Source organism: Agrococcus lahaulensis DSM 17612, from assembly GCF_000425105.1.
Taxonomy (GTDB): domain Bacteria; phylum Actinomycetota; class Actinomycetes; order Actinomycetales; family Microbacteriaceae; genus Agrococcus; species Agrococcus lahaulensis.
In genome coordinates, this window is record NZ_KE384303.1 from 107,195 (window position 1) to 129,540 (window position 22,346).

Here is a 22,346-nt window from a genome sequence, read left to right on the forward strand (position 1 = left end):
TGCCCTCGCGGGCTCGGTTCTCGCGTCACTCGCCGGCCGTGAGCGCTGCGCTGACGGCCTCGGCGAACGCCTGGATCTCGTCATCGGCGGCCGTGCCGGCGATGACGACGGTGGATGCGTCGTGCTCGGTCGTGAGCACGAACGCGAAGTTCCCGGGGTCCTCGGCATCGCGCTGGTCGTGCTCGGTCCACGTGAGACCGCCGACCGTGCGCTCGCCCGTCTGGACGGCGACGGCGCCGTCGGTCGCGGCGAGCAGCCACGTCGGGTTGGCGTCGAGCGCTTGCGTGAAGGAGACGAACTGCTCGGCGGGCGTCACGTAGCCCGCATACCACGTCGTGACGCCGTCGGCACCCACGCGGATCTCGGCCGCGTTCGAGTCGAAGCCCTCCGGGAGCTCGGGCGCGATGAGCGATGCGCCGACGGTCGGCTCCGCGGAGGCGGCGGCCGCGGCGACGTCGATCGGCTCGCGCGGCGGCGGCGAGGGACGCAGCACGACGAGCACCATCACGAGCACGACGCCGAGGCACGCGACGATCGCGACGATGAGGTTCGAGAAGGTCTGGTTCTCGCGGTGCCGCTTCGACGCGGCCGCCTTGCGCGCCGCGGTCTCCTCGGGCGTCTCCGGGCGGCCGAGCTCGGCGACGATCCGTGGCTGCGTGGGGCTCATGCCTCGGCGGCTCCCTCGGCGGGCGCGGTCGCGCGCGCGGCGTCGAGCCGCGCCTTCGCGCCCTGCAGCCACTGCTCGCAGCGCTCGGCGAGCGCGTTGCCGCGCTCCCACAGCGCGAGCGACTCCTCGAGCGACGCCCCGCCCGACTCGAGCGCCTGCACGACGCGCACGAGCTCGTCGCGGGCCTGCTCGTAGCTCAGCTCTGCGACGGCGTCGCTCACGGGGGTGGTCACGCATCCAGTCTACCGTCGGGCCGCCCACGCCGAGCGCTCATGCAGGCACCGTCGGGGGACAGGTGCGAGGATCGACTCCTCCCCTCCGTCGACCGTCAGGACGTGTTCACCGTGCCCTCCGCATCCGCCGAGACCATGGCCGAGATCGAGCGGCTGCTCCGCTTCGACACCACGAGCCGCGACTCCAACCTGCCGCTCATCGACCACGTCGTCGCGCTGCTCGGCGAGCTCGGCATCGAGTCGACGCTCGTGCCGAGCCCCGACGGCTCGAAGGCCAACCTGCTCGCGACGATCCCCGCCGCGGACGGCTCCGTGCGCGGCGGCATCGTGCTCTCGGGCCACACCGACGTCGTGCCGGTCGACGGCCAGGCGTGGTCGAGCGCGCCGTTCGAGCCCGAGGTGCGCGACGGCCGGCTCTACGCGCGCGGCAGCGCCGACATGAAGTCGTTCCTCGGCGTGCTGCTCGCGAAGGCGCCCGCGATGGCGGCCGCGCGGCTCGCCGAGCCCATCCACCTCGCGCTCTCGTACGACGAGGAGGTCGGCTGCGTCGGCGCGATCGACCTCGTGGCCGAGATCGAGCGGCGGAAGCTCGAGCCCCGCGGCTGCGTCGTGGGCGAGCCGACGAGCATGCGCATCGTGCGCGGCCACAAGTCGATGAACGTCTTCCGCGTCGACGTGCGGGGCGTCGCCGCGCACTCCTCGCTCACGCCGCAGGGCGAGAACGCGATCGTCGCGGCGGCCGAGCTCGTGCGCTTCGTGCAGGGTGTGGCCGACGAGCTGCGCGCCGAGGGGCCCTTCGACGAGGGCTACGTCGTGCCGTTCACGACCGTGAGCGTCAACCGCATCGACGGCGGCATCGCGATCAACACGATCCCCGCCGAGTGCACCGTGCACTTCGAGTTCCGCGCGCTCACGACCGTCGACCACGAGGCGCTCGTCGAGCGCTTCCGCGCCGAGTGCCGGCGCATCGAGGCGGGCATGCGCGAGCGCCACCCCGGCGCGAGCGTCACGCTCACGACCACCGCGGCCGCGCCGGGCGTCGATACGCCTGCCGACGCCGACATCGTCGCGCTCGCCGCCGCGTGGGGCGCCGAGCCGAGCGACGACAAGGTCACCTACGGCACCGAGGCCGGGCTCTTCGCCCAGGCCGGCATCCCCACCGTCGTGTGCGGCCCCGGCGACATCGCCCAGGCGCACGCGCCCGACGAGTTCATCGAGCTCGAGCAGATCGCGCGCTGCGAGGCGTTCGTCGACCGGCTCATCGCCGCCCTCAGCACGCAGGAGACCGCATGACCGCCACCGTCCAGGCCACTCCCGAGCGGCTCGCCGCCGCGCGGAAGGCCGTCATCTCGAGCTCGATCGGCGCCGCCCTCGAGTGGTTCGACATCATCGTCTACGCCTCGTTCGCGGTCGTCATCACGCGGAACTTCTTCCCCGACGCGGGCGAGTACGGGCTCATCTACACGTTCGCGACCTTCGCGACGACCTACCTCATCCGCCCGCTCGGCGGCATGATCCTCGGCAGCTACGCCGACCGCAAGGGCCGCAAGAACGCGCTCACCCTCACGCTCCTGCTCATGATGGTCGGCACGCTGCTCATGGCCGTCGCGCCGACCTACGCCGCGGTCGGCGTGTGGGGCGGGGTCATCATCCTGCTCTCGCGGCTCATCCAGGGCTTCTCGGCCGGCGGCGAGTTCGGCACCGCGACGACGTTCCTCATCGAGACGGCGCCGCACAAGAAGATGTTCTACGCGTCGTGGCAGATCGCCGCGCAGGGAGCGTCGATGCTGCTCGCCTCCGCCTTCGGCTTCGCGCTCAACACGGGGCTCTCGGAGGAGGCGCTCAACGACTGGGGCTGGCGCGTGCCGTTCTTCGTCGGCCTGCTCATCGGCCCCGTCGGCCTCTACATCCGCGCCCGACTCGCGGAGCCCGAGGAGCTCGGCGTGCAGGAGCGCCGCAAGTCGCCGCTCGGCTCGCTGCTGCGCGAGCACTGGGGCCGGCTGCTCGCCGGCTCGGCGGTCATCGGCGTCGCGACGATCTCGGTCTACATGATCCTGTACATGCCGACGTTCGCCGTCACGAACCTCGACATCCCGCCGACCGCCGCGTACCTCGGCGGCGTCGTCGCGGGCACGATCACGATCTTCGGCTCGCCCTACGTCGGGCGGCTCGCCGACCGGGTCGGCCCCGCCCGGATCATGACGTGGGCGGCGGTCGCCGCGCTCGTGCTCGCGTGGCCGATCTTCCAGATCATCGTGAGCCTGCGCAGCGTCGCGGGGCTCGTCATCGCGATCGGCCTGCTCGGCATCATCATGACGTTCTACTTCGCGCCTCTGCCGGGCCTGCTCTCGAACATGTTCCCCGCCGAGGTGCGCGGCACCGGGCTCTCGGTCACCTACAACGTCGGCGTCACGGTGCTCGGCGGCATCGCGCCGCTCGTGCTGACGTGGCTGCTCGAGGTCACCGGCAACCTCAACACGCCGAGCGTGTACTACATGGCGATCGCGGTGCTCTCGCTCGTCGGCCTGTACTTCGTGCGGAAGCGCTACCGGCTCTCGTGAGGGCGCGGGCCGCGCACGCCTCGGCGTCGGCGGCCCGCACCACCGGCTACGACTCGGCGTGGGCGGCCAGGACCTCCGCGTCGAGCGTGCCGCGCGCGAGCGTCACGAGCAGCGCGTCGCCCGCCGCGAGCGAGGTCGCGTCGCGCGCGACCGAGCCCGTCCCGGTCTGCACGACCGCGTAGCCGCGATCGAGCGTGGCCTGCGGGCTGAGCGCCCGGAGCGTCTGCCGGAGGTGGTCGAGGCGCTGGTGCGCGACGTCGACGAGCCTCGCGGCGAGCTCGTCGGAGCGCGCCGTGAGCCGCGCGAGGTCCTCCTCGCGCGCATCGACGATCGACTCGGGGCGCGAGAGCGCCGGCCGCGAGCGGATCGCCTCGAGCCGCTCCGTCTCCCGCGCGACGTGCTGGGTGACGCGCTGCCGCAGCTGGGCGCGCGCCTGCGCGATGCGGGCGAGCTCCTCCGCGACGTCCGGCACGACGCGCTTGGCCGCATCCGTCGGTGTCGACGCGCGCAGGTCGGCGACGTCGTCGAGCAGCGGCCGGTCGGCCTCGTGCCCGATCGCCGAGACGATCGGCGTCGTCGCCGCCGCGACGGCGCGGACGAGCCGCTCGTCGCTGAAGCCGAGCAGGTTCTGGAAGTCGCCGCCGCCGCGGGCGATGATGATGACGTCGACCTCGGGGTCGGCCTCGAGCCGCTCGAGCGCCGCGAGCACGGTCGGCACCGTCTGGTCGCCCTGCACCGCGGCGTGCTCGACGCGGAACTCGACGCCGGGCCAGCGCAGCTGGGCGTTGCGCAGCACGTCCTTCTCGGCGTCCGAGTCGCGGCCCGTGATGAGGCCGATGCGCCCCGGGAGGAAGGGGAGCGGCCGCTTGCGCGACGCGTCGAAGAGCCCCTCGGCGGCGAGCGAGCGGCGCAGCGCCTCGAGGCGCGCGAGCAGGTCGCCGAGCCCGACGTGGCGGATCTGCTGCGTGATCATCGAGAGCGTGCCGGCGCGCGGCCAGTAGTCGGGCTTGACGAGCAGCACGACGCGGTCGCCCTGGCCGAAGTCGCCCTCGATGCGCGCGAGCGTCGAGCTCCAGACGTTGAAGGCGACGGTGGAGTCGCCCGAGACGTCCTTGAGCTTGCCGAAGACGTTGCCGCGCGACGCGGACCACTGGGTGATCTCGCCCTCGACCCACAGGTGGCCGAGCCGGCCGATGTAGCCCTTGAGCTCCGCGCCGAGCCGGTCGACGCTCCACGGCTCGTCCGGCGTGCCCGTGATCCGCTCGGCCATCGCGCTCCTCTCGCGGGCCGCCCCACCGAGACCTCCGGGGCCGGGGCAGCCCATAGGTCGGCATCGTAGACTGGACCGGTGACCATCACGAACGGCAGAGTGCCCCTCGACGCCCCGCGTCCGGTGCTCCGTCGGGGTCGCCTGCAGGCCGTCCCGACCGACGCGCCCAAGCGCATCCTGCTCGCCACGCCGCGCGGCTACTGCGCCGGCGTCGACCGCGCGGTGCTCGCCGTCGAGAAGGCGCTCGAGCAGTACGACGAGCCCATCTACGTGCGCAAGGAGATCGTGCACAACAAGCACGTCGTCTCGTCGCTCGAGGCGGAGGGCGCGATCTTCGTCGACGAGGTGGATGCGGTGCCCGAGGGCGCGCGCGTCATCTTCAGCGCCCACGGGGTGAGCCCGGCCGTCGTGCGGGCCGCCGAGGAGCGCGGGCTCTCGGCGATCGACGCGACGTGCCCGCTCGTGACCAAGGTGCACCGCGAGGCCGTGCGGTTCGGCCGCGACGACTTCGAGATCCTGCTCGTCGGCCACGAGGGCCACGAGGAGGTCGAGGGCACCGCGGGCCACGCGCCCGACCGGGTGACGATCGTCAACAACCCCGACGAGGCCGACACCGTGCAGGTGCGGAACCCCGACAAGCTCGTGTGGCTCAGCCAGACGACGCTCTCGGTCGACGAGACGATGGAGACGGTGCGGCGGCTGCGCGCGCGCTTCCCCAACCTGCAGGACCCGCCGAGCGACGACATCTGCTACGCGACGCAGAACCGCCAGGTCGCGGTGAAGAAGATCGCGCCCGAGGCCGACCTCGTGATCGTCGTCGGCAGTGCCAACTCCTCCAACTCGGTGCGGCTCGTCGAGGTCGCGCTCGAGCACGGCGCGAAGGCGGCGCACCGCGTCGACTTCTCGACCGAGATCCAGCAGGAGTGGCTCGAGGGCGTCGGGACGATCGGCGTCACGAGCGGCGCGAGCGTGCCCGAGGGGCTCGTGCGCGAGGTGCTCATGGAGCTCGAGGACGCCGGCTTCGGCGACGTCACCGAGGTGCGCACCGCCGAGGAGGACCTCATCTTCTCGCTCCCGAAGGAGCTGCGGCCGAGCCGTCGCCGCTGAGGCGTCTTGGCGCTGAGGCGTCCTGGCGCTGTCCAGGGTGCGTGGATACGCTCGCCGCATGGCAGACGTGCAGCAGGACGACCAGTGGGCCGAGCAGATGGCTGACGGCGAGGACTTCGACGAGTCGATGGGCGACCCGGCGGACGACGACCGCGTGCTCGCCACCGACGAGCTCGACGAGATCGGCGACGACGATGCCCCCGAGGGCGCCGAGTCGCGCGACGAGGAGTGGGAGGGCGACGACCCCGCCGACATCCCCGACGAGCACGGCGGCTCGCAGGCCAGCGTCGACACCGACGACAACGGCGTCGACGACACGACGATGCCCGAGGGCACCGACAGCATCATCGACGCGACCGACGACGACTGGGAGTAGGGCGATGGCACAGCGGCGGGGCGTCATGGCACGGCTCAAGCGGTTCTGGCAGGGACTGACCGGCTCCGGCGTGCGCACCTACGGCGACGACGCGCTGCCCGGCGCCCACGACGCAGACCCGGCCGCGCGGGCGAACGCCGAGATCCAGACCCGCAACCGGCTGCGCGGGAGCAACGCGCCCTGACGCGGCGTCAGCCGACGAGGCGCTCGAGCACGCGCACGGCCTCGCCGGTGCCGTCCTCGTCGCGGATGCGCTCGCCGAGCTCCGCCGCGCGCTCGCGGTAGGAGGGGGTGGCGACGAGCATCGACAGCCGCGCGTGGAGCGACTCCGGCGTCAGCTGCCGCTGCGGCAGCGGCGCCGGCCCGACGCCGAGCCGTTCGACGCGACGGCCCCAGAAGGGCTGATCCCCGAGGAACGGCACGACGAGCGTCGGGCGCCCCGCGCGGAGGCCCGCCGCGAGCGTGCCGGAGCCGCCGTGGTGCACGACCGCGTCCACGCGCGGGAAGAGCCAGTCGTGCGGCGCGCCGTCGACGACGAGCACGTCGTCGTCGCCCTCGAGGTCCAACCCGCCCCACCCACGCAGCACGACGGCCCGCACGCCCGCCGCGACGACGCCGTGCAGCACCGCGTCGCTGCGCCTGCGATCGCCGCCCTCGAACTGCATGCTTCCGAAGCCGATCGCCACGAGCGGCCGGTCGCGCTCCCGCTCGACGAAGCTCGCGAGCTCCTCGCGCGGCGACCATGCCGGATCCCGGCCGAGGAACCACGCGCCGGTGACGTGCGCCTCGGGCGGGAAGTCGGCGGGCACGGGGAGGATGTGCCGGCTGTAGGGGTAGAGGATGTGCCGGGGCCCGCCGTCGGGTTGCGCGAGGATCCGCGACCAGCGCGAGATGCGCGGCAGGCCGAGCTCGCCTCGGAACCGGTTGATCATGCCGCCGTAGGCGAGCGCAGTCGTGCGGAGCAGCTGGTAGCTCGGCCGGTTGAGCCGAGCGGGGAGCGTCGGGAGGAACGGGAGCGGGAAGGCATCGGTCGGCGTGAAGCAGGGCAGCGGCAGCGACAGCGCGCCGGGGACCCCGAGGCGCTCGGCGACGGTGTCGCCGCCGAGCGCCTTCGGGTGGTGCACGACGATGTCGGGCGCGACGTCGCGCGCGATCCGCCACTGGTCGGCGAACGAGGCGCGCGTGGCGTCGAGCATCGCGGGCGCGTGCCGCAGCGGGCTCGACTCGGACGCCATGAGCGCGCGCATCGCCTCGTGCATGCCCTCGAATGCGGGCTCGAGCCGGATGCCCGCGAGAGCGGCGAGGTCTGCGTGGGCGGAGGGGGCGGCGAGCACCGCCTCGTGCCCCGCCTCGCGCAGTGCCTTGCCGAGCGCCGCATACGGCTGCACGTCACCGCGCGTGCCGTAGGCGAGGATCAGCGCGCGCATCCCCGCACCGGTGCTACTTGCTCGACCAGCCGGCCGAGCCGAGCTGCTGCGTCGCCTCGACGACGCGCTGCGCCATCGCCGACTCCGCGGCCTTGCCCCACGAGCGGGGGTCGTAGACCTTCTTGTTGCCGACGTCGCCGTCGACCTTGAGCACCCCGTCGTAGTTCGAGAACATGCTGTGCGCGACCTGGCGCGTGTAGGCGTACTGCGTGTCGGTGTCGATGTTCATCTTCACGACGCCGTTGCGCACCGCCTCGGCGATCTCCTCGTCGCTCGAGCCCGAGCCGCCGTGGAAGACGAGGTCGAGCGGCTTCTCGCCCGTCCCGTACTTCTCGGCGAGGCCCTGCTGGATCTGCCCGAGCAGCTCCGGGCGCAGCTTGACGTTGCCCGGCTTGTAGACGCCGTGCACGTTGCCGAACGTGAGCGCCGCCATGTAGCGGCCCTGCTCGCCGAGGCCGAGCGCCTCGACCGTCGCGATCGCGTCGTCGAGCGTCGTGTAGAGCTGGTCGTTGATCTCGTGGCTCACGCCGTCCTCCTCGCCGCCGACGACGCCGATCTCGACCTCGAGCACCTGGCCGAGCGCCTGGGTGCGGGGCAGCAGCTGCTTGGCGATCTCGAGGTTCTCCTCGAGCGGCACGGCCGAGCCGTCCCACATGTGCGACTGGAAGAGGGGAGCGCGACCCGCGCGGACCTCCTCCTCGCTCGCCTCGAGCAGCGGCATGACGAAGCCGTCGAGCGCGTCCTTCGGGCAGTGGTCGGTGTGGAGCGCGACCGTGATCGGGTAGGCCTTCGCGACCTCGGTGACGAAGCGCGCGAACGCGATCGCGCCGCCCGCGCGGTTCTTCACGCTCTGGCCGGCGAAGTAGTCGGCGCCGCCCGTCGTGACCTGGATGATGCCGTCGGAGCCGGCCTCGGACAGCCCCTGCAGCACGGCGTTGATCGTGGAGGAGGACGAGACGTTGATGGCGGGGTAGGCGAAGGCGTTCGACTTCGCCTTGTCGAGCATCTCGGCGTACTGCTCGGGCGTTGCGACGGGCATGGTGCGGCTCCTGACTCGTCTGTGGGCGCGAGCCGCCTGGCGCGGCATCGCGGGATCGGTCTCAGTCTAGGCTTCAGGCAACCGCCGGGGGTGAGTCGCCCGGCTCGAGGAGGGTCAGCATGCAGCACGACGACATCGTCCGCGCGGCGCTCGACCGCATCGTCGCGGCGCTCGCGGAGGCGAGCGACGACCTCGACGGTCTCGACGCCGTCGCGAGCGACGGCAACCACGGCCAGCACGTGCTCGCGGGCGCGACCGCCGCGCGCGACGCCGCGGCCGGCGCCCCCGCGGGCGCCGCCCTCGCGTCGGCCGCCGAGGCGTGGCGCGCCGGCGCGGGCTTCTCCAACCCGCTGTGGGGCGCGGTGCTCGGCGCCGCGGCATCCGTCGAGCGGCAGGGCCCGGTCGCGATGGTCGACGCCGCGCTCGAGGCGCTCCACGCCATGACCGATGCGAACGTCGGCGACAAGTCGGTCGTCGACACGCTCGTGCCCGCGCTCGACGACGCGCGCGACCACCTCCTGCGCGGCGAGACGGTGACCGTCGCCGCCGCCCGCGCCGCGGACATCGCCGAGGAGGCCGCGCTCGAGACGGCCGCCCTCGAGGCGCGCTTCGACGCATCCAATCCCGACATCGGCTACCCCGACCCCGGCGCGACCTCGTCGGCGGTCATCCTCGGGGCGCTCGCCGCGACGATCGCCGAGCTGAGCGGCGACGCCGACGCGTGACGCGCGGTCGGGCCGCGCCCGCATGGCATGGCCCACGCATCCGCATCACTAGGCTCGGGGGCAAGGCCAACCGATGGAGGACACCGTGGCGACCAGCTCCGATTCGATGACGGCACCGGTCTTCGAGCACCCCGACCGCAACCTCGCGATGGAGCTCGTGCGGGCCACGGAGGCGGCGGCGATCCGCGCGGTGCCGTGGATCGGGCGCGGCGACAAGAACGCCGCCGACGGCGCCGCGGTCAACGCGATGCGCACCTTCCTCGCGACCGTCGCCTTCGACGGCGTCGTCGTGATCGGCGAGGGCGAGAAGGACGAGGCGCCGATGCTGTTCAACGGCGAGCACGTCGGCAACGGCCGCGGCCCCTCGTGCGACATCGCCGTCGACCCCATCGACGGCACGTCGCTCACCGCGGCCGGGCGGCAGAACGCGCTGAGCGTCATCGCGGTCGCCGACCGCGGCACGATGTACGACCCGGTCGACGCGTTCTACATGGACAAGCTCGTCGCGGGCCCCGAGGCGCACGGCGTCGTCTCGCTCGAGCAGTCGATCGGCGACAACATCCGCGAGCTCGCTCGCGCGAAGGGCAAGGACGTCGGCGAGATGGTCGTCGCGATCCTCGACCGGCCGCGGCACGCGCAGCTCATCGACGAGATCCGCTCGGCAGGCGCCGGCACGCGGCTCATGCGCGACGGCGACGTCGCGGGCGGCATCAACGCCGCGCGCTGGGAGACCCGCATCGACATGTGCGTCGGCGCCGGCGGCACGCCCGAGGGCGTCATCACCGCGTGCGCGATCAAGGCGCTCGGCGGCTTCATGGAGGGCCGTCTCGCGCCGCAGAGCGACGAGGAGCACCGCAAGGTCGTCGCGGCGGGGCACGACCTCGATCGCGTGCTCGGCCTGAACGACCTCGTCGCGAGCGACAACACCTACTTCGTCGCGACGGGCGTCACCGACGGGCAGCTGCTCGACGGCGTGCGCCGCAAGGGGCCGCTCATCCGCACCGAGTCGCTCGTGCTGCGCTCGAAGACCGGCACGGCGCGCCGCGTCATCGCCGAGCACCGCAGCGACAAGTGGCTCGAGTCGAAGGCCTGATCGCCTGACGGTCGAGGCCTGACGACCCGACCGGTTCTCGCCGAGTCGACCCGCTGCAGCGGGTCGCGCGGGCGAGAGCGGGTCGAGTCGCTGCTGGAAGCGGTCGGGTCGTCGAGAGCGGGTCGAGTCGCTCGCTCGGCGGCCGCGCCGATGCGCTCCCGTCGGCACGGCGGATGCGTTCCGGTGGGCAGGCGGGTGCGGCACGATGGTGCCGTGGCCGGCACGCGACTCGTGGGCATCGACCTCGCGCGGCTCACGGCCGTCGCGGGGATGATGGCGGCGCACACCGTGCTGTGGGAGGAGCCGGCGCCCGGCGTCGTCGCACTCGTCGACGGGCCGCCCTCGACGCTCTTCGCGGTGCTCGGCGGCGTGAGCGTCGTGCTCGCCTCGCGGCAGCGGCTCGCTGCGGGAGACCGCGCGGGCGCGATGCGGTCGACCCTCGCGCGCGGCGCGGTCGTCGCGCTGCTCGGCATCCTCGTCGCGCCGCTCGCGACCGCGGTCTTCGTCGTGCTCGTGCCCTTCGGCGTCTCGATCGTGCTCGCGGGGCTGCTGGTGACGCTGCCGTCGTGGGCGCTCGCGGCGCTCGCGGCGGCGCTGTGGGCGGCGGGCGGCTCGCTCGTGGCGACCGCGCGCGCGAGCCTGCCCGCGGCGCTCGAGGATCCTGCGGGCACCGGCGACGCGCTGCTCGCCGCGACGCTCGACGTCGTGCTCACGGGCGTCTACCCGGTCGTGACGTGGCTCGCCTACCTGCTCGTCGGCATGCTCCTCGCCCGCGCGCTGCTCGCCGCGCGGGCGCGGGGCCGCGAGCGGCGGGCGCTCGCGACCGTCGGCGTCGCCGGTGCCGCGCTCATCGCGGCGGCTGTCGCGGCGAGCGAGCTCGGCGTGCGGCTCGTCGCCGAGACCGTGCTCGAGCTGCCCGCCGAGGCGATGCGCGACTCGATCCTCATGAACGCCTACGGCGCCGCGCAGGGCACCGAGCCCGCGTGGCAGCTCGTCGCCGCCCCTCACTCGGGCACGCCCGCCGACATGGCCCGCACGATCGGCATCGGGCTCGTCGCGATCGCCCTCCTCGGCCTGCTCGCCGCCTCGCTCCCGCCGCGTGCGCTGCGCGCGTTCGAGCCGCTCCGCGCGGCGGGCGCGGCACCCCTCACGATCTACGTCGTGCACGTCGTGCTGCTCTCGACCCTCGCGCTCGCCGACCCGGCCCTCGCGACGGGCTGGGGCGCATGGGCAGCGCAGCTCGCGATCGCGATCGCGATCGGTGCGGTGCTCGCGGTGACGCGCAGCCGGGGCCCGCTCGAGCGGCTCGTCGGCACCGCGGCGACGCGCGCCGCAGGCACGCGCGAGCGCGCCGCGACCGCGTCGAGCGAGTGAGCGCATCCGCCCTTGACACGCTCGTCGCTCGCGCGTACATTGCCAACTGGTTATAGAACTGGGTGGTGATGAAGATGCCGGAGGGGCGACTCGACGACGAGCAGCTCGACCGCATCTTCGCCGCGCTCTCCGACCGCACCCGCCGCCGCATCCTGCTGCGGCTGCGGTCGGGGCCCGCGACCGTCACCGAGCTCACCGCGCTCGCCGGGCTGAGCCAGCCGGCCGTCTCGAAGCACTGCAAGGTGCTCGAGGATGCAGGCCTCGTCCGGGCCGAGCGCGACGCGCAGCGCATCCATCGCATCATCGAGCTCGCGCCGCTCATCCGCGCTGCCGTCTTCGTCTCGCAGTTCGAGGTCCAGGTCGACGCCCGACTCGACCGCCTCGAGGCGCACCTCCAGTCGGGAACCGATGAGGAGACACCATGAAGACCCGATTCACCATGCCCGACGACACCTCGATCGCCTACGAGCGCGACTTCCGCGCCCCGGCCGCCGAGGTGTGGCGGGCCTACACCGAGCCGGAGATCGTGCGCACGTGGCTGCTCGGCCCCGACCCCGAGACCGAGTTCCCCGTGTGCGAGATGGACATGCGCACCGGCGGCTCGTTCCGCTGGGTGTGGGTCGACGCCGCGGGAGAGCTCGAGATCGCGGGCGAGGTGCTCGAGGCGGATCCGCCGCGACGGCTCGTCTCGACCGAGCGGATGGGCGGCTCGGCCATGGGCGGGATGGACCTGCCGCCGACGCACAACGTCGTCACCTTCGAGGAGGCCGACGGCGTGACCACGATGCGGACGGTCATCACGTATGCGTCGAAGGAGCACCGTGACGGCGCCTACGCGAGCGGCATGGCCGAGGGGATCGACGCGGGCTTCGACCGCCTCGATCCGCACTTCGCGAGCATCAGCGCGCGCTGACGGCACGGGGCGGGCGGCGACGGCGGGAGCCGTTCGCCGCCCGCTCCCGCGCGCCCGGCCGCAGCGCCCGCCTGCATCACGATCCGATCACGGAAGCGGCCCAGGTTTGACATGCGCGCGCGCCTCTTGCATGCTCAGACCTGAAACCTGAACCACCTGTCAGGTTTGGAACCGTGAAGCCGCACGAGGGAGTGCTGTCTCGCCAGTCGAGCAGCGCCCGAGGGGGCTCGCACCGCTCGAAAGGCAACTCATGCGCAGGACAACGAAGTTCGCCGGCGTGGGCGTCGCCCTCGCCGCGCTCGCGCTCACGGCGTGCGCGCCGACCGCGTCGACAACCTCGCCCTCCACCGCCGGCTCCGAGGGCGCGGAGGAGACCGTCGCCGTCAACGTCGGCATGATCACCTCCATCACCGGCCCGCTCGCCGCCTACGGCGCCGCCTACCAGCAGGGCTTCGAGGCCGGCCTCGACTACGCGACCGAGGGCACGGGCGAGATCGACGGCGTCGAGCTCACGATCGAGTGGGTCGACGACCAGGGCAACCCCGACACCGCCGTCACGCAGGCGAAGGACCTCATCGGCCAGGGCTTCCAGGTGCTCGGCGGCTCGGCCGCCTCGGGCGTCGCGCTCGCGGTCGCCGAGCAGGCGGCGCAGAACGACGTGCTCTTCCTCTCGGGCCCCGCCGCCGCCGACGCCATCACCGGCATCAACGAGCAGACGTTCCGCTCGGGCCGCCAGACCCTCCAGGACGTCGCGACCGCCGCGACCTTCCTCGACAGCGTCGAGGGCTCGAACATCGTCGTCTTCGCGCAGGACAACGCGTTCGGCCAGGGCAACGTCGCCTCCGTCGAGGCCGTGCTCGGCGCCGAGGGCGCGAACGTCACGCCGATCCTCGTCGCCGAGGACGCGACCGAGTTCACGCCCTTCGCGCAGCAGATCAGCGCGGCCTCGCCCGACCTCGTCTTCGTGGCGTGGGCCGGCGCGACGACCGGCGCGATGTGGGAGGCGCTCGCGCAGCAGCAGGTGCTCGAGTCGACGACCGTCGTCACGGGCCTCGCCGATCGCGCCTCGTACCAGGCCTACGGCCCGGGCTCGGCCGACATCCAGTTCCTCAACCACTACTTCCCGCAGGCGACCGACACCGAGGCGGCGCAGGCGATGGATGCGTTCCTCGAGGCCGAGGGGCACGAGGCCGACCTCTTCACCGTCGACGGCTTCGTGGGGGCGCAGATGCTCGTGCACGCGATCGCCGAGGGCAAGGGCGACACCGCCGCGATGATCGAGGCGCTCGAGGGCTGGACCTTCGACTCGGTCAAGGGCGAGCTCACGATCCGCGCCGAGGACCACGCGCTCATCCAGCCGATGTTCCAGGTGCGGCTCGTCGACGAGGGCGGCACGTGGGTGCCGGAGCTCATCGAGGTCGCCGACGCCGAGGCGGTCGCACCGCCCGTCGCGGGCGAGTGAGGGTGACGCACTGATGTTCGACCGACCCGCGCTCCAGCTGGACGCCGTCGGCCTGCAGATCGGCGGCGCGCGCATCCTGCACGACGTCACGCTGCAGGTCGGCACCGGCGAGATGGTCGGAGTCATCGGCCCCAACGGCGCTGGCAAGACCACGCTGTTCAACATCATCTCGGGCGTCATGATCCCCACGAGCGGCACCGTCCGCCTCGCAGGGAACGACGTCACCGGTCACAAGGTGCACCAGCGGGCGCGGGTCGGTCTCGGCCGCACGTTCCAGACCTCGAGCGTCTTCGCCGGCCTCACGGCGGGCGAGAACGTGCGCCTCGCGGCGCAGTCGAAGCTCGGGGGAGCGACGAGCCCGTGGAGGTTCCCCCGCGAGGGCGACGAGGCGGCGGGCGTCGCCCGGCGCTGCCTCGAGGAGGTGGGCCTCGTCCACCACATCGGCACGAAGGCAGGCGTCCTCTCGCACGGCGACAAGCGCAAGCTCGAGATCGCGATGCTCATCGCCACCGAGCCGGAGGTCGTGCTGCTCGACGAGCCGATGGCCGGCGTCGGCTCCGGCGACGTCGCGGGCCTCGTCGAGGTCATCCGGCGGCTCCACGCCTCGGGCCGCACCGTGCTCATGGTCGAGCACCACATGGAGGTGCTGCTCGGCCTCGTCGACCGCGTCGCGGTCATGCACCACGGCGAGCTGCTCGCGATCGACACGCCCAAGGCCGTCATGGCCAACAGCCAAGTCCAGCAGGCCTACCTCGGGGAGACCGTGTGACCGCCATCCTGACCGTCCGCGGCCTCGACGCGCGGATCGCCGGCCAGCAGGTCGTCGAGGGCGCCTCCTTCGAGGTCGCCGAGCACGGCGTCACGGCGCTCCTCGGCCGCAACGGCGTCGGCAAGTCGTCGACGATCAAGGCGCTGCTCGGCCTCTACGAGCGCTCGGGCGAGGTGACCTTCGCCGGCGAGCGCATCGACCGGCTCATGACGCACCGCATCGTGCAGCGCGGCATCGCCTACGTGCCCGAGGACCGCGAGGTCTTCGGCGGCCTCACGGTCGAGGAGAACCTGCGGCTCGCCGAGCGCGGCGGCGCCCCGAACCGCGGCATCGTCGCCGAGCTCTTCCCCGAGCTCATCGAGCGCGCGAAGCAGCAGGCCGGCACGCTCTCGGGCGGCCAGCAGCAGATGGTCTCGCTCTCGCGCGCGCTCATGAACGACAACCGGCTGCTGCTCGTCGACGAGCCGACGAAGGGCCTCGCGCCCCTCATCGTCGGCACCGTCACGAAGGCTCTCGAGGCCGCGGCCGAGCGCACGCCCATGCTGCTCGTCGAGCAGAACCTGCAGGTCGTGCGCGCGCTCGCGCACACCGTCATCGTCCTCTCCGGCGGCCGCGTGGTCCACACGGGCCCGGCCGCCGACTTCCTCGACTCCGACCTCGTGCACCGGCACCTCGGCGTCTCGACCGACGAGGAGGCAGCGTGAGCACCGTCCTGCTCCTGCTCATCACCGGCATCGGCCTCGGCGCCCTCTACTTCCTCGTCGCGAGCGGCCTCTCGCTCATCTACGGCCTCATGGGCGTGCTGAACTTCGCGCACGGCTCCTTCCTCACCCTCGCCGGCTTCCTCGGCTGGGAGGTCGGGCGGCGCATCGGCGACGGCAGCTGGGCGGGCCTCCTGACGGGCATGCTCGTCGGCCTCGTCGTGGGCGCGGTCGTCGCGGCGCTCACCGAGCTCATCTTCATCCGGCCGCTCTACAACCGCCACATCGAGCAGGTGCTCGTCACGGTCGGGCTCGGCCTCGCCTCCGTCGCGCTCTTCGAGGGCATCTGGGGCACCGACCCCATCCAGATCCGCCTGCCCGAGTGGCTCGGCGGCACGACGGACGTGCTCGGTGCCAACATCCCGAACGACCGCTGGCTGCTCATCGCCACGGCGGTCGTCGTGCTCGGCCTCATCGTGCTCTTCCTCCAGAGGACGAGCTACGGCCTCGTCATCCGCGCGGGCGTCGAGAACCGCACGATGGTGACCGCGCTCGGCATCGACGTGCGCCGCGCGTTCACGATCGTCTTCGCGATCGGCGGGGCCGCGGCCGGCCTCGGCGGCGTGCTCGCCTCGGTGTACTACGGCCAGGTCGGTGCCCATCAGGGCACGAGCCTGCTCATCTACGCGTTCATCGTCACCGTCATCGGCGGCCTCGGCTCCCTCACGGGCGCGGCCATCGCGTCCGTGCTCGTCGCCGTCATCCAGCAGTTCGCGAACTTCTACCTCGGCGGCACCGGTGACCTCGCCATCGTGCTCGCGCTCGCCGCGGTGCTGCTCGTCCGACCGACCGGCCTCATGGGCAAGGTCAAGCACTAGGAGATGAGCGTGCGCACCTTCTTCACCTCCGTCTGGGGCAAGCTCGTCATCGGGGCCGTCATCGTCGGCGTCGCCGCGATGCTGCCCCTGCTCGCGATCGACATCCCGGGCATCCTCCCGGGCCCGACCTACACGCCCGGCACCCTCACGGTGCTCGCCTACGCGATGCTCATCGCCGCGCTCGCCCTCAGCTACCACCTCATCTTCGGCGTCGCGGGGCTGCTCTCGTTCGGCCACGCGATGTTCTTCGCCGCCGGCGCCTACGGGCTCGGGATCATCCTGCGGCTGCTCGCGCCGAGCGGCATGCCGCCCGAGGCGGTCTTCCTCGTCGCGATCGTGCTCACGCTCGTCATCGCGCTCGTGCTCGGCAACCTCGTCGGGGCGCTCGCGCTGCGCGTCACCGGCATCTCGTTCGCGATGGTGACGCTCGCCGTCGCGCAGGCGATGAACGTCATGATCCGCCGCAACGTCGGCGGCCTCACGGGCGGCGAGGAGGGCGTGCGGCTGCCCGTCGACGTCGTGCCCGACGTCCTCGTCGGCGTCGTCAACACGCGCAACCTCTACTGGCTCGCGCTCGCGATCCTCGTCATCGTCTACCTCGCGTGCGTGTGGATCGAGCGCTCGCGCCTCGGCCACGTCGTCGCGGCGGCGCGCGAGAACGAGCTGCGCGTGACGGTGCTCGGCCTTCGCCCCTACTTCGTGCGGCTCTTCCTCTTCGCCGGAGCCGCGGTGCTCGCCGCGGTCGCGGGCATCGGCTTCATGCTGCTGCAGTCGAGCGCGACGCCGCGCATCTCGACGAGCGACTTCACCCTCACGCTGCTCGTCATCGTCGTGCTCGGCGGCGTCGGCTACCGCTGGGGCGCGATCGTCGGCGGCATCGTCTACACGCTGCTCGACCAGCGGCTCGCGGCGCTCGCCTCGGCCGAGTGGATCCAGGCGCTGCCCGACGTGCTGCGCATCCCGCTCTCGGAGCCGCTCTTCATCCTCGGCATGCTGTTCGTGCTCGTCGTGATGTTCGCGCCCGGCGGCATCGTCGGCCTCGCGCACCGCGTGACGCAGCGGCGCGGCAGCAGGCAGGACGTCGCGGAACCCAAGGCGCTGCAGGACATGGAAGCCTAGGACGATGGCACCCGATGCGCTGACGCTCGGCCGCTGGACCACCGACCGCGCCGCGATCGACCCGGCCCGGCCGGCGATCGTCGACCGCGGCGTCGCGGTCTCGTACGGCGAGCTCGAGGCGCGCGCGACCGCGCTCGCGCACGCGCTCGGCGAGGCCGGCCACGGGCGGGGCGCGCGCATCGCGACCGTGACGGGGTCGACCGCCGACCAGGTCGTGCTGCTGTTCGCGTGCGCGAAGGCCGGCGCGATGCTCGTGCCGCTCTCGTGGCGGCTCACGGCGGGCGAGCTCGCCGAGCAGCTGCGCATCGCCGACCCCTCGCTCCTGCTCGTCGAGGACGACCACCGGCCCGTCGCCGAGGCTGCGCTCGAGTGCCTCGCCGGGCACCGCATCCCCACGACGGCGCTCGGCGCCGCGGGCATCGAGACGGCGGTGCCGGATGCGTCGACGCACCTCGGGCACGGAGCCCCGGTCGACGACGACGGCCTGCTCATGCTCTTCACCTCCGGCACGACGAGCGCACCGAAGGCGGTCGTGCTGAGCCACGCGAACTGCGCGTGGAGCAACCTCTCGCTCTCGCGCGCGACGCCCATGACGCCCGACGACGTCGTGCTGCAGGTGCTGCCGCAGCACCACGTCGCGGGCTGGAACATCCAGCCGCTGCTCGCGTGGTGGGTCGGCGCGCGCGTCGTGCTCGAGCGCACCTTCGACGCCGGCCGCGCGCTCGCGCTCATCGAGCGGCACCGCGTGACCGCAACCATGGGCGTGCCGACGACCTACCGCGCGCTCGTGCAGCACCCGGACTTCCTCGCGCGCGACCTCTCGAGCCTCACGACCGCGATCGTCGGCGGCGGCATGCTCGACCCGCGCGCGACCGAGCTGCTGCGCCGCCAGGGCGTGCCCGTGCGGCAGGGCTACGGGCTCACCGAGGCGGCGCCCAACGTGTCGCTCGCGCGCGACGAGAGCGACGACGGCACCGCCGGCCGCCCCTACCCGCACGTCGACGTCGCGCTGCTCGTCGACGGCCGCGTGCACCACGCCCCGGGGCGCGGCGAGCTGCTCGTGCGCGGGCCCGCCGTCTTCCACGGCTACTTCCGCGACCCCGAGGCGACCGCCGAGGCGCGCTTCGGATCGTGGCTGCGCACGGGCGACCTCGTCGAGCGCGACGCGGCCGGACGCATCCGGGTCGTCGACCGCATGAAGGACATCGTGCGCTCGGGGGCCGAGTCGATCGCGCCCATCGAGGTCGAGCTCGCGCTGCTCGAGCACCCCGCGGTCGCCGAGGCGGCCGTCGCCGGTGTGCCGAGCGAGCGCTGGGGCGAGGAGGTCGTCGCGTGGCTCGTGCTGGGTGGCGAGGCGACCGAGGCCGAGCTGCGCGCGCACCTCGACGGCCGCATCGCCGACTTCAAGCACCCGAAGCGCTTCGTCGTCGTCGACGGCATCCCGCGCACGAGCACGGGCAAGCCGCTCCGCCGCGCGCTCACCGCTTCGCTCGAGCGGCAGGGAGCGGCGTCGTGAACCAGCCGAGGACGAAGCGCGGCGAGCAGACGAAGGCGAAGCTGCTCGCGGCGGCCGAGGGCGTCTTCGCCGAGCAGGGCTACCAGGCCGCGTCGATCGCCCGCATCACCGAGCGCGCGAGCGTCGCCCAGGGCACGTTCTACCTGTACTTCGAGTCGAAGCTCGACCTCTTCGAGCAGCTCGTCGACGACCTGAACCGGCGCGTGCGCAAGGCGATGAGCGACGGCGCCGCGCGCGGCTCGAACCGCGCCGAGGCCGAGCGCGAGGGCTTCCGCGAGTTCTTCGCGTTCACCGCCGAGCACCCCGCGCTCTACCGCGTCGTGCGGGAGGCAGAGTTCGTCTCGCCCGGCGTGATGCGCGCGCACTACGAGCGCATCGTCGAGGGCTACCGCGAGGGCCTCGAGCGCGCCCGCGCCGCCGGCGAGATCGGCGACGTCGACCCCGAGGTCGCCGCGTGGGCGCTCATGGGCGTCGGCGAGATGATCGGGATGCGCTACGTGCTGTGGCCGACGGGCGACGACGGCGCGTACGGCACCGGCGCGACGCCCGTGCCCGACGATGTGTTCGACGAGATGGTGGCCTTCGTGCAGCGCGCGCTCGGCACCGCCCCGTCGAGGATGACCGCTGCCGCCACCGCGGCTCGAACCCAGGAGGACTCATGAGCACGCTCTCCGGCCGCAGGGCCGTCATCACGGGCGGCGCCGCGGGCATCGGCGCCGCGATCGCCCGCTCGTTCGCCGCGGAGGGCGCGCACGTGGTCATCGCCGACCGCGACGCGGCCGCCGCCTCGGCGCTCGCGACCGAGCTCGGCGGCGAGTCGTGGGAGGTCGACCTCCTCGACGTCGGCTCGCTCGAGTCGCTCTCGCTCGAGGCCGACATCCTCGTGAACAACGCCGGCATCCAGCGCGTCGCGCCCATCCACGAGTACGAGCCGGAGATGTGGCGACGCATCCACGCGCTCATGCTCGAGGCGCCCTTCCTGCTCATCCGCGCGGTGCTCCCGGGCATGTACGAGCGCGGCTTCGGCCGCATCCTCAACCTCTCGAGCGTGCATGGCCTGCGCGCATCCGCATTCAAGTCGGCCTACGTCGCCGCGAAGCACGGGCTCGAGGGGCTCTCGAAGGTCACGGCGCTCGAGGGCGCCCCGCACGGGGTCACCTCGAACTGCATCAACCCCGGCTACGTGCGCACCGCGCTCGTCGAGGCGCAGATCGCCGACCAGGCGAAGACGCACGGGATCCCCGAGTCCGACGTGCTCGAGAAGGTCATGCTCACCGAGGCCGCCGTCAAGCGGCTCGTCGAGCCCGAGGAGGTCGCGTCGCTCGCGACCTGGCTCGCCGGCCCGCACGCGGGCATGGTCACGGGCACCTCGTACGTCATGGACGGCGGCTGGAGCGCCCGGTGACGACTGCGACCGATGCCCCCACCTCGGCGGAGCGGCCGCTGCGCGTCGCCGTCGACGGCGGCGAGCTCGCCGCGACCGTGTGGCGGGCGGATGCGCCGGGCACGCCCGTCGTCGCCATCCACGGGATCACGGCCAATCACCGCTCGTTCTCGCCGCTCGCCGAGCGCCTGGGCGCCCCCGTGCTCGCGGTCGACCTGCGCGGCCGCGGCGGCTCGCGCGCGCTGCCTGCGCCCTTCGGCATGGTGCAGCACGCCGACGACGTCGCCGCGGCGATGCGCGCGGCGGGCTTCGGGCGAGCGGTGGTCGTCGGCCACTCGATGGGCGCCTACGTCGCGACGCGGCTCGCGAGCGCGCACCCCGAGCTCGTGGAGTCGCTCGTGCTCGTCGACGGCGGGCTGCCGTTGCGCCCCGCGCCCGAGGGATCGGACCTGAGCCCCGAGGACGTGCTCGGGCCGGCGATCGAGCGGCTGCGGATGACGTTCCCCGACACCGCCGCCTACCGCGACTTCTGGCGCCAGCACCCGGCCTTCGGTCCCTACTGGAGCTCCGCGATCGAGGAGTACGTCGACTACGACCTCGTGCCCGACGAGCGGGAGGAGTCGGAGGGCTTCGCGCTGCGCCCCTCGGCGAACCCCGACGCGGTCGTCGCGAACCTCGTCGAGCTCGACGGCCGCGGCGGCTACACCGAGGCGCTCGAGGCGCTCGACGTGCCGATCGCGCTGCTGCGCAGCCCGCGCGGCCTGTTCGACGAGTCGCCGGGCCTCTACGATGACGAGTGGCTCGCGACATGGCGGTCGCGGCTGCCCGGCCTCGAGGTCGACGACGTCGAGGACACCAACCACTACACGATCCTGATGGGCTCGGGCGTCGACGCGGTCGCGGCCGTCGTCGCGCGCCTGCAGGCAGCGGGGCAGGGATCCCGCACGGAAGGGGCACGCTGATGGCGATCGACAAGACCTACGGCTCGGCGGCGGAGGCCGTCGCCGACATCCAGGACGGGGCGACCCTCGCGGTCGGCGGCTTCGGCCTCTCCGGCAACCCGATGGCGCTCATCCGCGCGATCGAGGAGCGGGGCGTCAAGCACCTCAAGGTGGTCTCGAACAACTGCGGCGTCGACGACTGGGGCCTCGGGCTGCTGCTCCGCAACGGCCAGATCGACAAGATGACCTCCTCCTACGTCGGCGAGAACAAGGAGTTCGAGCGCCGCTACCTCACGGGCGAGCTCGAGCTCGAGCTCACCCCGCAGGGCACGCTCGCCGAGAAGCTCCGCGCGGGCGGCTCCGGCATCGCGGCGTTCTACACCCGCACGGGCGTCGGCACGCAGGTGCAGGAGGGCGGACTTCCGCAGCTGTACAACCCCGACGGCACGGTCGCCAAGGCATCCGCCCCCAAGCCGACCGCGACGTTCGACGTCAATGGCGAGCCCAAGGAGTTCGTGCTCGAGGAGGCCATCACGACCGACTTCTCGCTCGTGCACGCGCTCCGCGGCGACCGGCACGGCAACCTCGTCTTCAACAAGGCTGCCCGACAGTTCTCGCCGCCCGCGGCGATGGCGGGGCGCGTCTGCATCGCGCAGGTCGAGGAGCTCGTCGAGCCGGGCGAGATCGACCCGGATGCGGTGCACCTCCCGGGGGTGTTCGTGCACCGGATCGTCGAGGTCGGCACCGACATCGAGAAGCGCATCGAGCGCCGCACGGTCCGAGAAGACTGA

The 22,346-nt window shown here is 73.0% G+C and carries 25 protein-coding genes; 20 read left to right on the forward strand and 5 right to left on the reverse strand.

Annotated features, from left to right (window positions below):
* Window positions 1–25: 25 nt before the first annotated feature.
* Both H508_RS15720 and H508_RS0109905 read right to left on the reverse strand, forming a co-directional pair.
* Window positions 26–667 (reverse strand): DUF4245 family protein, encoded by a 642-nt coding sequence (locus H508_RS15720; protein ID WP_035254709.1) that lies wholly within the window; start codon window positions 665–667, stop codon window positions 26–28.
* The gene (locus H508_RS0109905; RefSeq protein ID WP_026373940.1) at window positions 664–900 is read right to left on the reverse strand and encodes an exodeoxyribonuclease VII small subunit; all 237 of its coding nucleotides are present in this window, start codon (window positions 898–900) and stop codon (window positions 664–666) included. The genes H508_RS15720 and H508_RS0109905 overlap by 4 nt, the downstream gene beginning before the upstream one ends.
* 102 nt (window positions 901–1,002) lie before the next feature.
* Here H508_RS0109905 and argE point away from each other — a divergent pair, with 102 nt between their 5' ends.
* Complete coding sequence (gene argE / locus H508_RS0109910; RefSeq protein ID WP_026373941.1) at window positions 1,003–2,193, forward strand: acetylornithine deacetylase; 1,191 nt, start codon at window positions 1,003–1,005, stop codon at window positions 2,191–2,193.
* Window positions 2,190–3,461 (forward strand): MFS transporter, encoded by a 1,272-nt coding sequence (locus H508_RS0109915; protein WP_026373942.1) that lies wholly within the window; start codon window positions 2,190–2,192, stop codon window positions 3,459–3,461. Before argE ends, H508_RS0109915 begins: the two co-directional genes overlap by 4 nt.
* A 46-nt stretch (window positions 3,462–3,507) precedes the next feature.
* Here H508_RS0109915 and xseA read toward each other — a convergent pair whose 3' ends face one another.
* Window positions 3,508–4,731 (reverse strand): exodeoxyribonuclease VII large subunit, encoded by a 1,224-nt coding sequence (xseA, locus tag H508_RS0109920; RefSeq protein ID WP_026373943.1) that lies wholly within the window; start codon window positions 4,729–4,731, stop codon window positions 3,508–3,510.
* 84 nt (window positions 4,732–4,815) lie between these two features.
* Between xseA and H508_RS15725 the strand changes: the two genes are divergently transcribed.
* From H508_RS15725 to H508_RS0109935, 3 genes are read left to right on the forward strand one after another with little or no spacing between them, the layout of a single operon-like run.
* On the forward strand, window positions 4,816–5,838 hold the full coding sequence (locus H508_RS15725; protein WP_051223345.1) for a 4-hydroxy-3-methylbut-2-enyl diphosphate reductase: 1,023 nt from the start codon (window positions 4,816–4,818) through the stop codon (window positions 5,836–5,838).
* 58 nt (window positions 5,839–5,896) lie between these two features.
* On the forward strand, window positions 5,897–6,214 hold the full coding sequence (locus H508_RS0109930) for a hypothetical protein (RefSeq protein ID WP_026373944.1): 318 nt from the start codon (window positions 5,897–5,899) through the stop codon (window positions 6,212–6,214).
* A gap of 4 nt (window positions 6,215–6,218) precedes the next feature.
* Window positions 6,219–6,398, forward strand: a complete 180-nt coding sequence (locus tag H508_RS0109935; protein ID WP_026373945.1) for a hypothetical protein — start codon at window positions 6,219–6,221, stop codon at window positions 6,396–6,398.
* A 7-nt stretch (window positions 6,399–6,405) separates the two neighbouring features.
* On the opposite strand, the gene H508_RS0109940 is transcribed toward H508_RS0109935, so the two are convergent.
* Window positions 6,406–7,641, reverse strand: coding sequence for a glycosyltransferase (locus H508_RS0109940; RefSeq protein ID WP_026373946.1), 1,236 nt, complete (start codon window positions 7,639–7,641; stop codon window positions 6,406–6,408).
* A 13-nt stretch (window positions 7,642–7,654) separates the two neighbouring features.
* A complete protein-coding gene (fbaA, locus tag H508_RS0109945) occupies window positions 7,655–8,680 on the reverse strand; it encodes a class II fructose-bisphosphate aldolase (RefSeq protein ID WP_026373947.1) in 1,026 nt (341 codons plus the stop codon).
* Between the two features lie 119 nt (window positions 8,681–8,799).
* Between fbaA and H508_RS0109950 the strand changes: the two genes are divergently transcribed.
* The 15 genes from H508_RS0109950 (at window position 8,800) to H508_RS0110020 (ending at window position 22,346) form a co-directional block, all read left to right on the forward strand.
* A complete protein-coding gene (locus H508_RS0109950; protein WP_026373948.1) occupies window positions 8,800–9,405 on the forward strand; it encodes a DAK2 domain-containing protein in 606 nt (201 codons plus the stop codon).
* Between the two features lie 106 nt (window positions 9,406–9,511).
* Window positions 9,512–10,498, forward strand: a complete 987-nt coding sequence (gene glpX, locus H508_RS0109955; protein WP_026373949.1) for a class II fructose-bisphosphatase — start codon at window positions 9,512–9,514, stop codon at window positions 10,496–10,498.
* Between the two features lie 213 nt (window positions 10,499–10,711).
* Window positions 10,712–11,872 carry a heparan-alpha-glucosaminide N-acetyltransferase domain-containing protein gene (locus H508_RS0109960; RefSeq protein WP_051223200.1) on the forward strand — a complete coding sequence of 387 codons (1,161 nt, stop codon included), beginning with the start codon at window positions 10,712–10,714 and terminating at the stop codon, window positions 11,870–11,872.
* 68 nt (window positions 11,873–11,940) lie between these two features.
* Window positions 11,941–12,297, forward strand: a complete 357-nt coding sequence (locus H508_RS0109965; protein WP_026373951.1) for an ArsR/SmtB family transcription factor — start codon at window positions 11,941–11,943, stop codon at window positions 12,295–12,297.
* On the forward strand, window positions 12,294–12,785 hold the full coding sequence (locus H508_RS0109970; RefSeq protein WP_026373952.1) for an SRPBCC domain-containing protein: 492 nt from the start codon (window positions 12,294–12,296) through the stop codon (window positions 12,783–12,785). Before H508_RS0109965 ends, H508_RS0109970 begins: the two co-directional genes overlap by 4 nt.
* A 250-nt stretch (window positions 12,786–13,035) precedes the next feature.
* Complete coding sequence (locus tag H508_RS0109975) at window positions 13,036–14,247, forward strand: substrate-binding domain-containing protein (protein ID WP_026373953.1); 1,212 nt, start codon at window positions 13,036–13,038, stop codon at window positions 14,245–14,247.
* Between the two features lie 13 nt (window positions 14,248–14,260).
* Complete coding sequence (locus H508_RS0109980) at window positions 14,261–15,016, forward strand: ABC transporter ATP-binding protein (protein ID WP_026373954.1); 756 nt, start codon at window positions 14,261–14,263, stop codon at window positions 15,014–15,016.
* Window positions 15,013–15,720: an ABC transporter ATP-binding protein gene (locus H508_RS0109985; protein WP_026373955.1), complete on the forward strand. Its 708-nt coding sequence runs from the start codon at window positions 15,013–15,015 to the stop codon at window positions 15,718–15,720. The genes H508_RS0109980 and H508_RS0109985 overlap by 4 nt, the downstream gene beginning before the upstream one ends.
* Window positions 15,717–16,595: a branched-chain amino acid ABC transporter permease gene (locus tag H508_RS0109990; protein WP_026373956.1), complete on the forward strand. Its 879-nt coding sequence runs from the start codon at window positions 15,717–15,719 to the stop codon at window positions 16,593–16,595. The genes H508_RS0109985 and H508_RS0109990 overlap by 4 nt, the downstream gene beginning before the upstream one ends.
* A 9-nt stretch (window positions 16,596–16,604) precedes the next feature.
* The gene (locus H508_RS15730) at window positions 16,605–17,714 is read left to right on the forward strand and encodes a branched-chain amino acid ABC transporter permease (RefSeq protein ID WP_245569501.1); all 1,110 of its coding nucleotides are present in this window, start codon (window positions 16,605–16,607) and stop codon (window positions 17,712–17,714) included.
* Between the two features lie 4 nt (window positions 17,715–17,718).
* Window positions 17,719–19,230: a class I adenylate-forming enzyme family protein gene (locus H508_RS15735; RefSeq protein ID WP_035254716.1), complete on the forward strand. Its 1,512-nt coding sequence runs from the start codon at window positions 17,719–17,721 to the stop codon at window positions 19,228–19,230.
* Window positions 19,227–19,892 carry a TetR/AcrR family transcriptional regulator gene (locus tag H508_RS15740; RefSeq protein ID WP_051223205.1) on the forward strand — a complete coding sequence of 222 codons (666 nt, stop codon included), beginning with the start codon at window positions 19,227–19,229 and terminating at the stop codon, window positions 19,890–19,892. Before H508_RS15735 ends, H508_RS15740 begins: the two co-directional genes overlap by 4 nt.
* The gene (locus tag H508_RS0110010; protein WP_026373957.1) at window positions 19,889–20,635 is read left to right on the forward strand and encodes a 3-hydroxybutyrate dehydrogenase; all 747 of its coding nucleotides are present in this window, start codon (window positions 19,889–19,891) and stop codon (window positions 20,633–20,635) included. Before H508_RS15740 ends, H508_RS0110010 begins: the two co-directional genes overlap by 4 nt.
* Window positions 20,632–21,576 (forward strand): alpha/beta hydrolase, encoded by a 945-nt coding sequence (locus tag H508_RS15745; protein ID WP_245569502.1) that lies wholly within the window; start codon window positions 20,632–20,634, stop codon window positions 21,574–21,576. Before H508_RS0110010 ends, H508_RS15745 begins: the two co-directional genes overlap by 4 nt.
* Entirely contained in the window at window positions 21,576–22,346 is a 771-nt protein-coding gene (locus H508_RS0110020; RefSeq protein WP_026373958.1) for a CoA transferase subunit A, read from the forward strand. The genes H508_RS15745 and H508_RS0110020 overlap by 1 nt, the downstream gene beginning before the upstream one ends.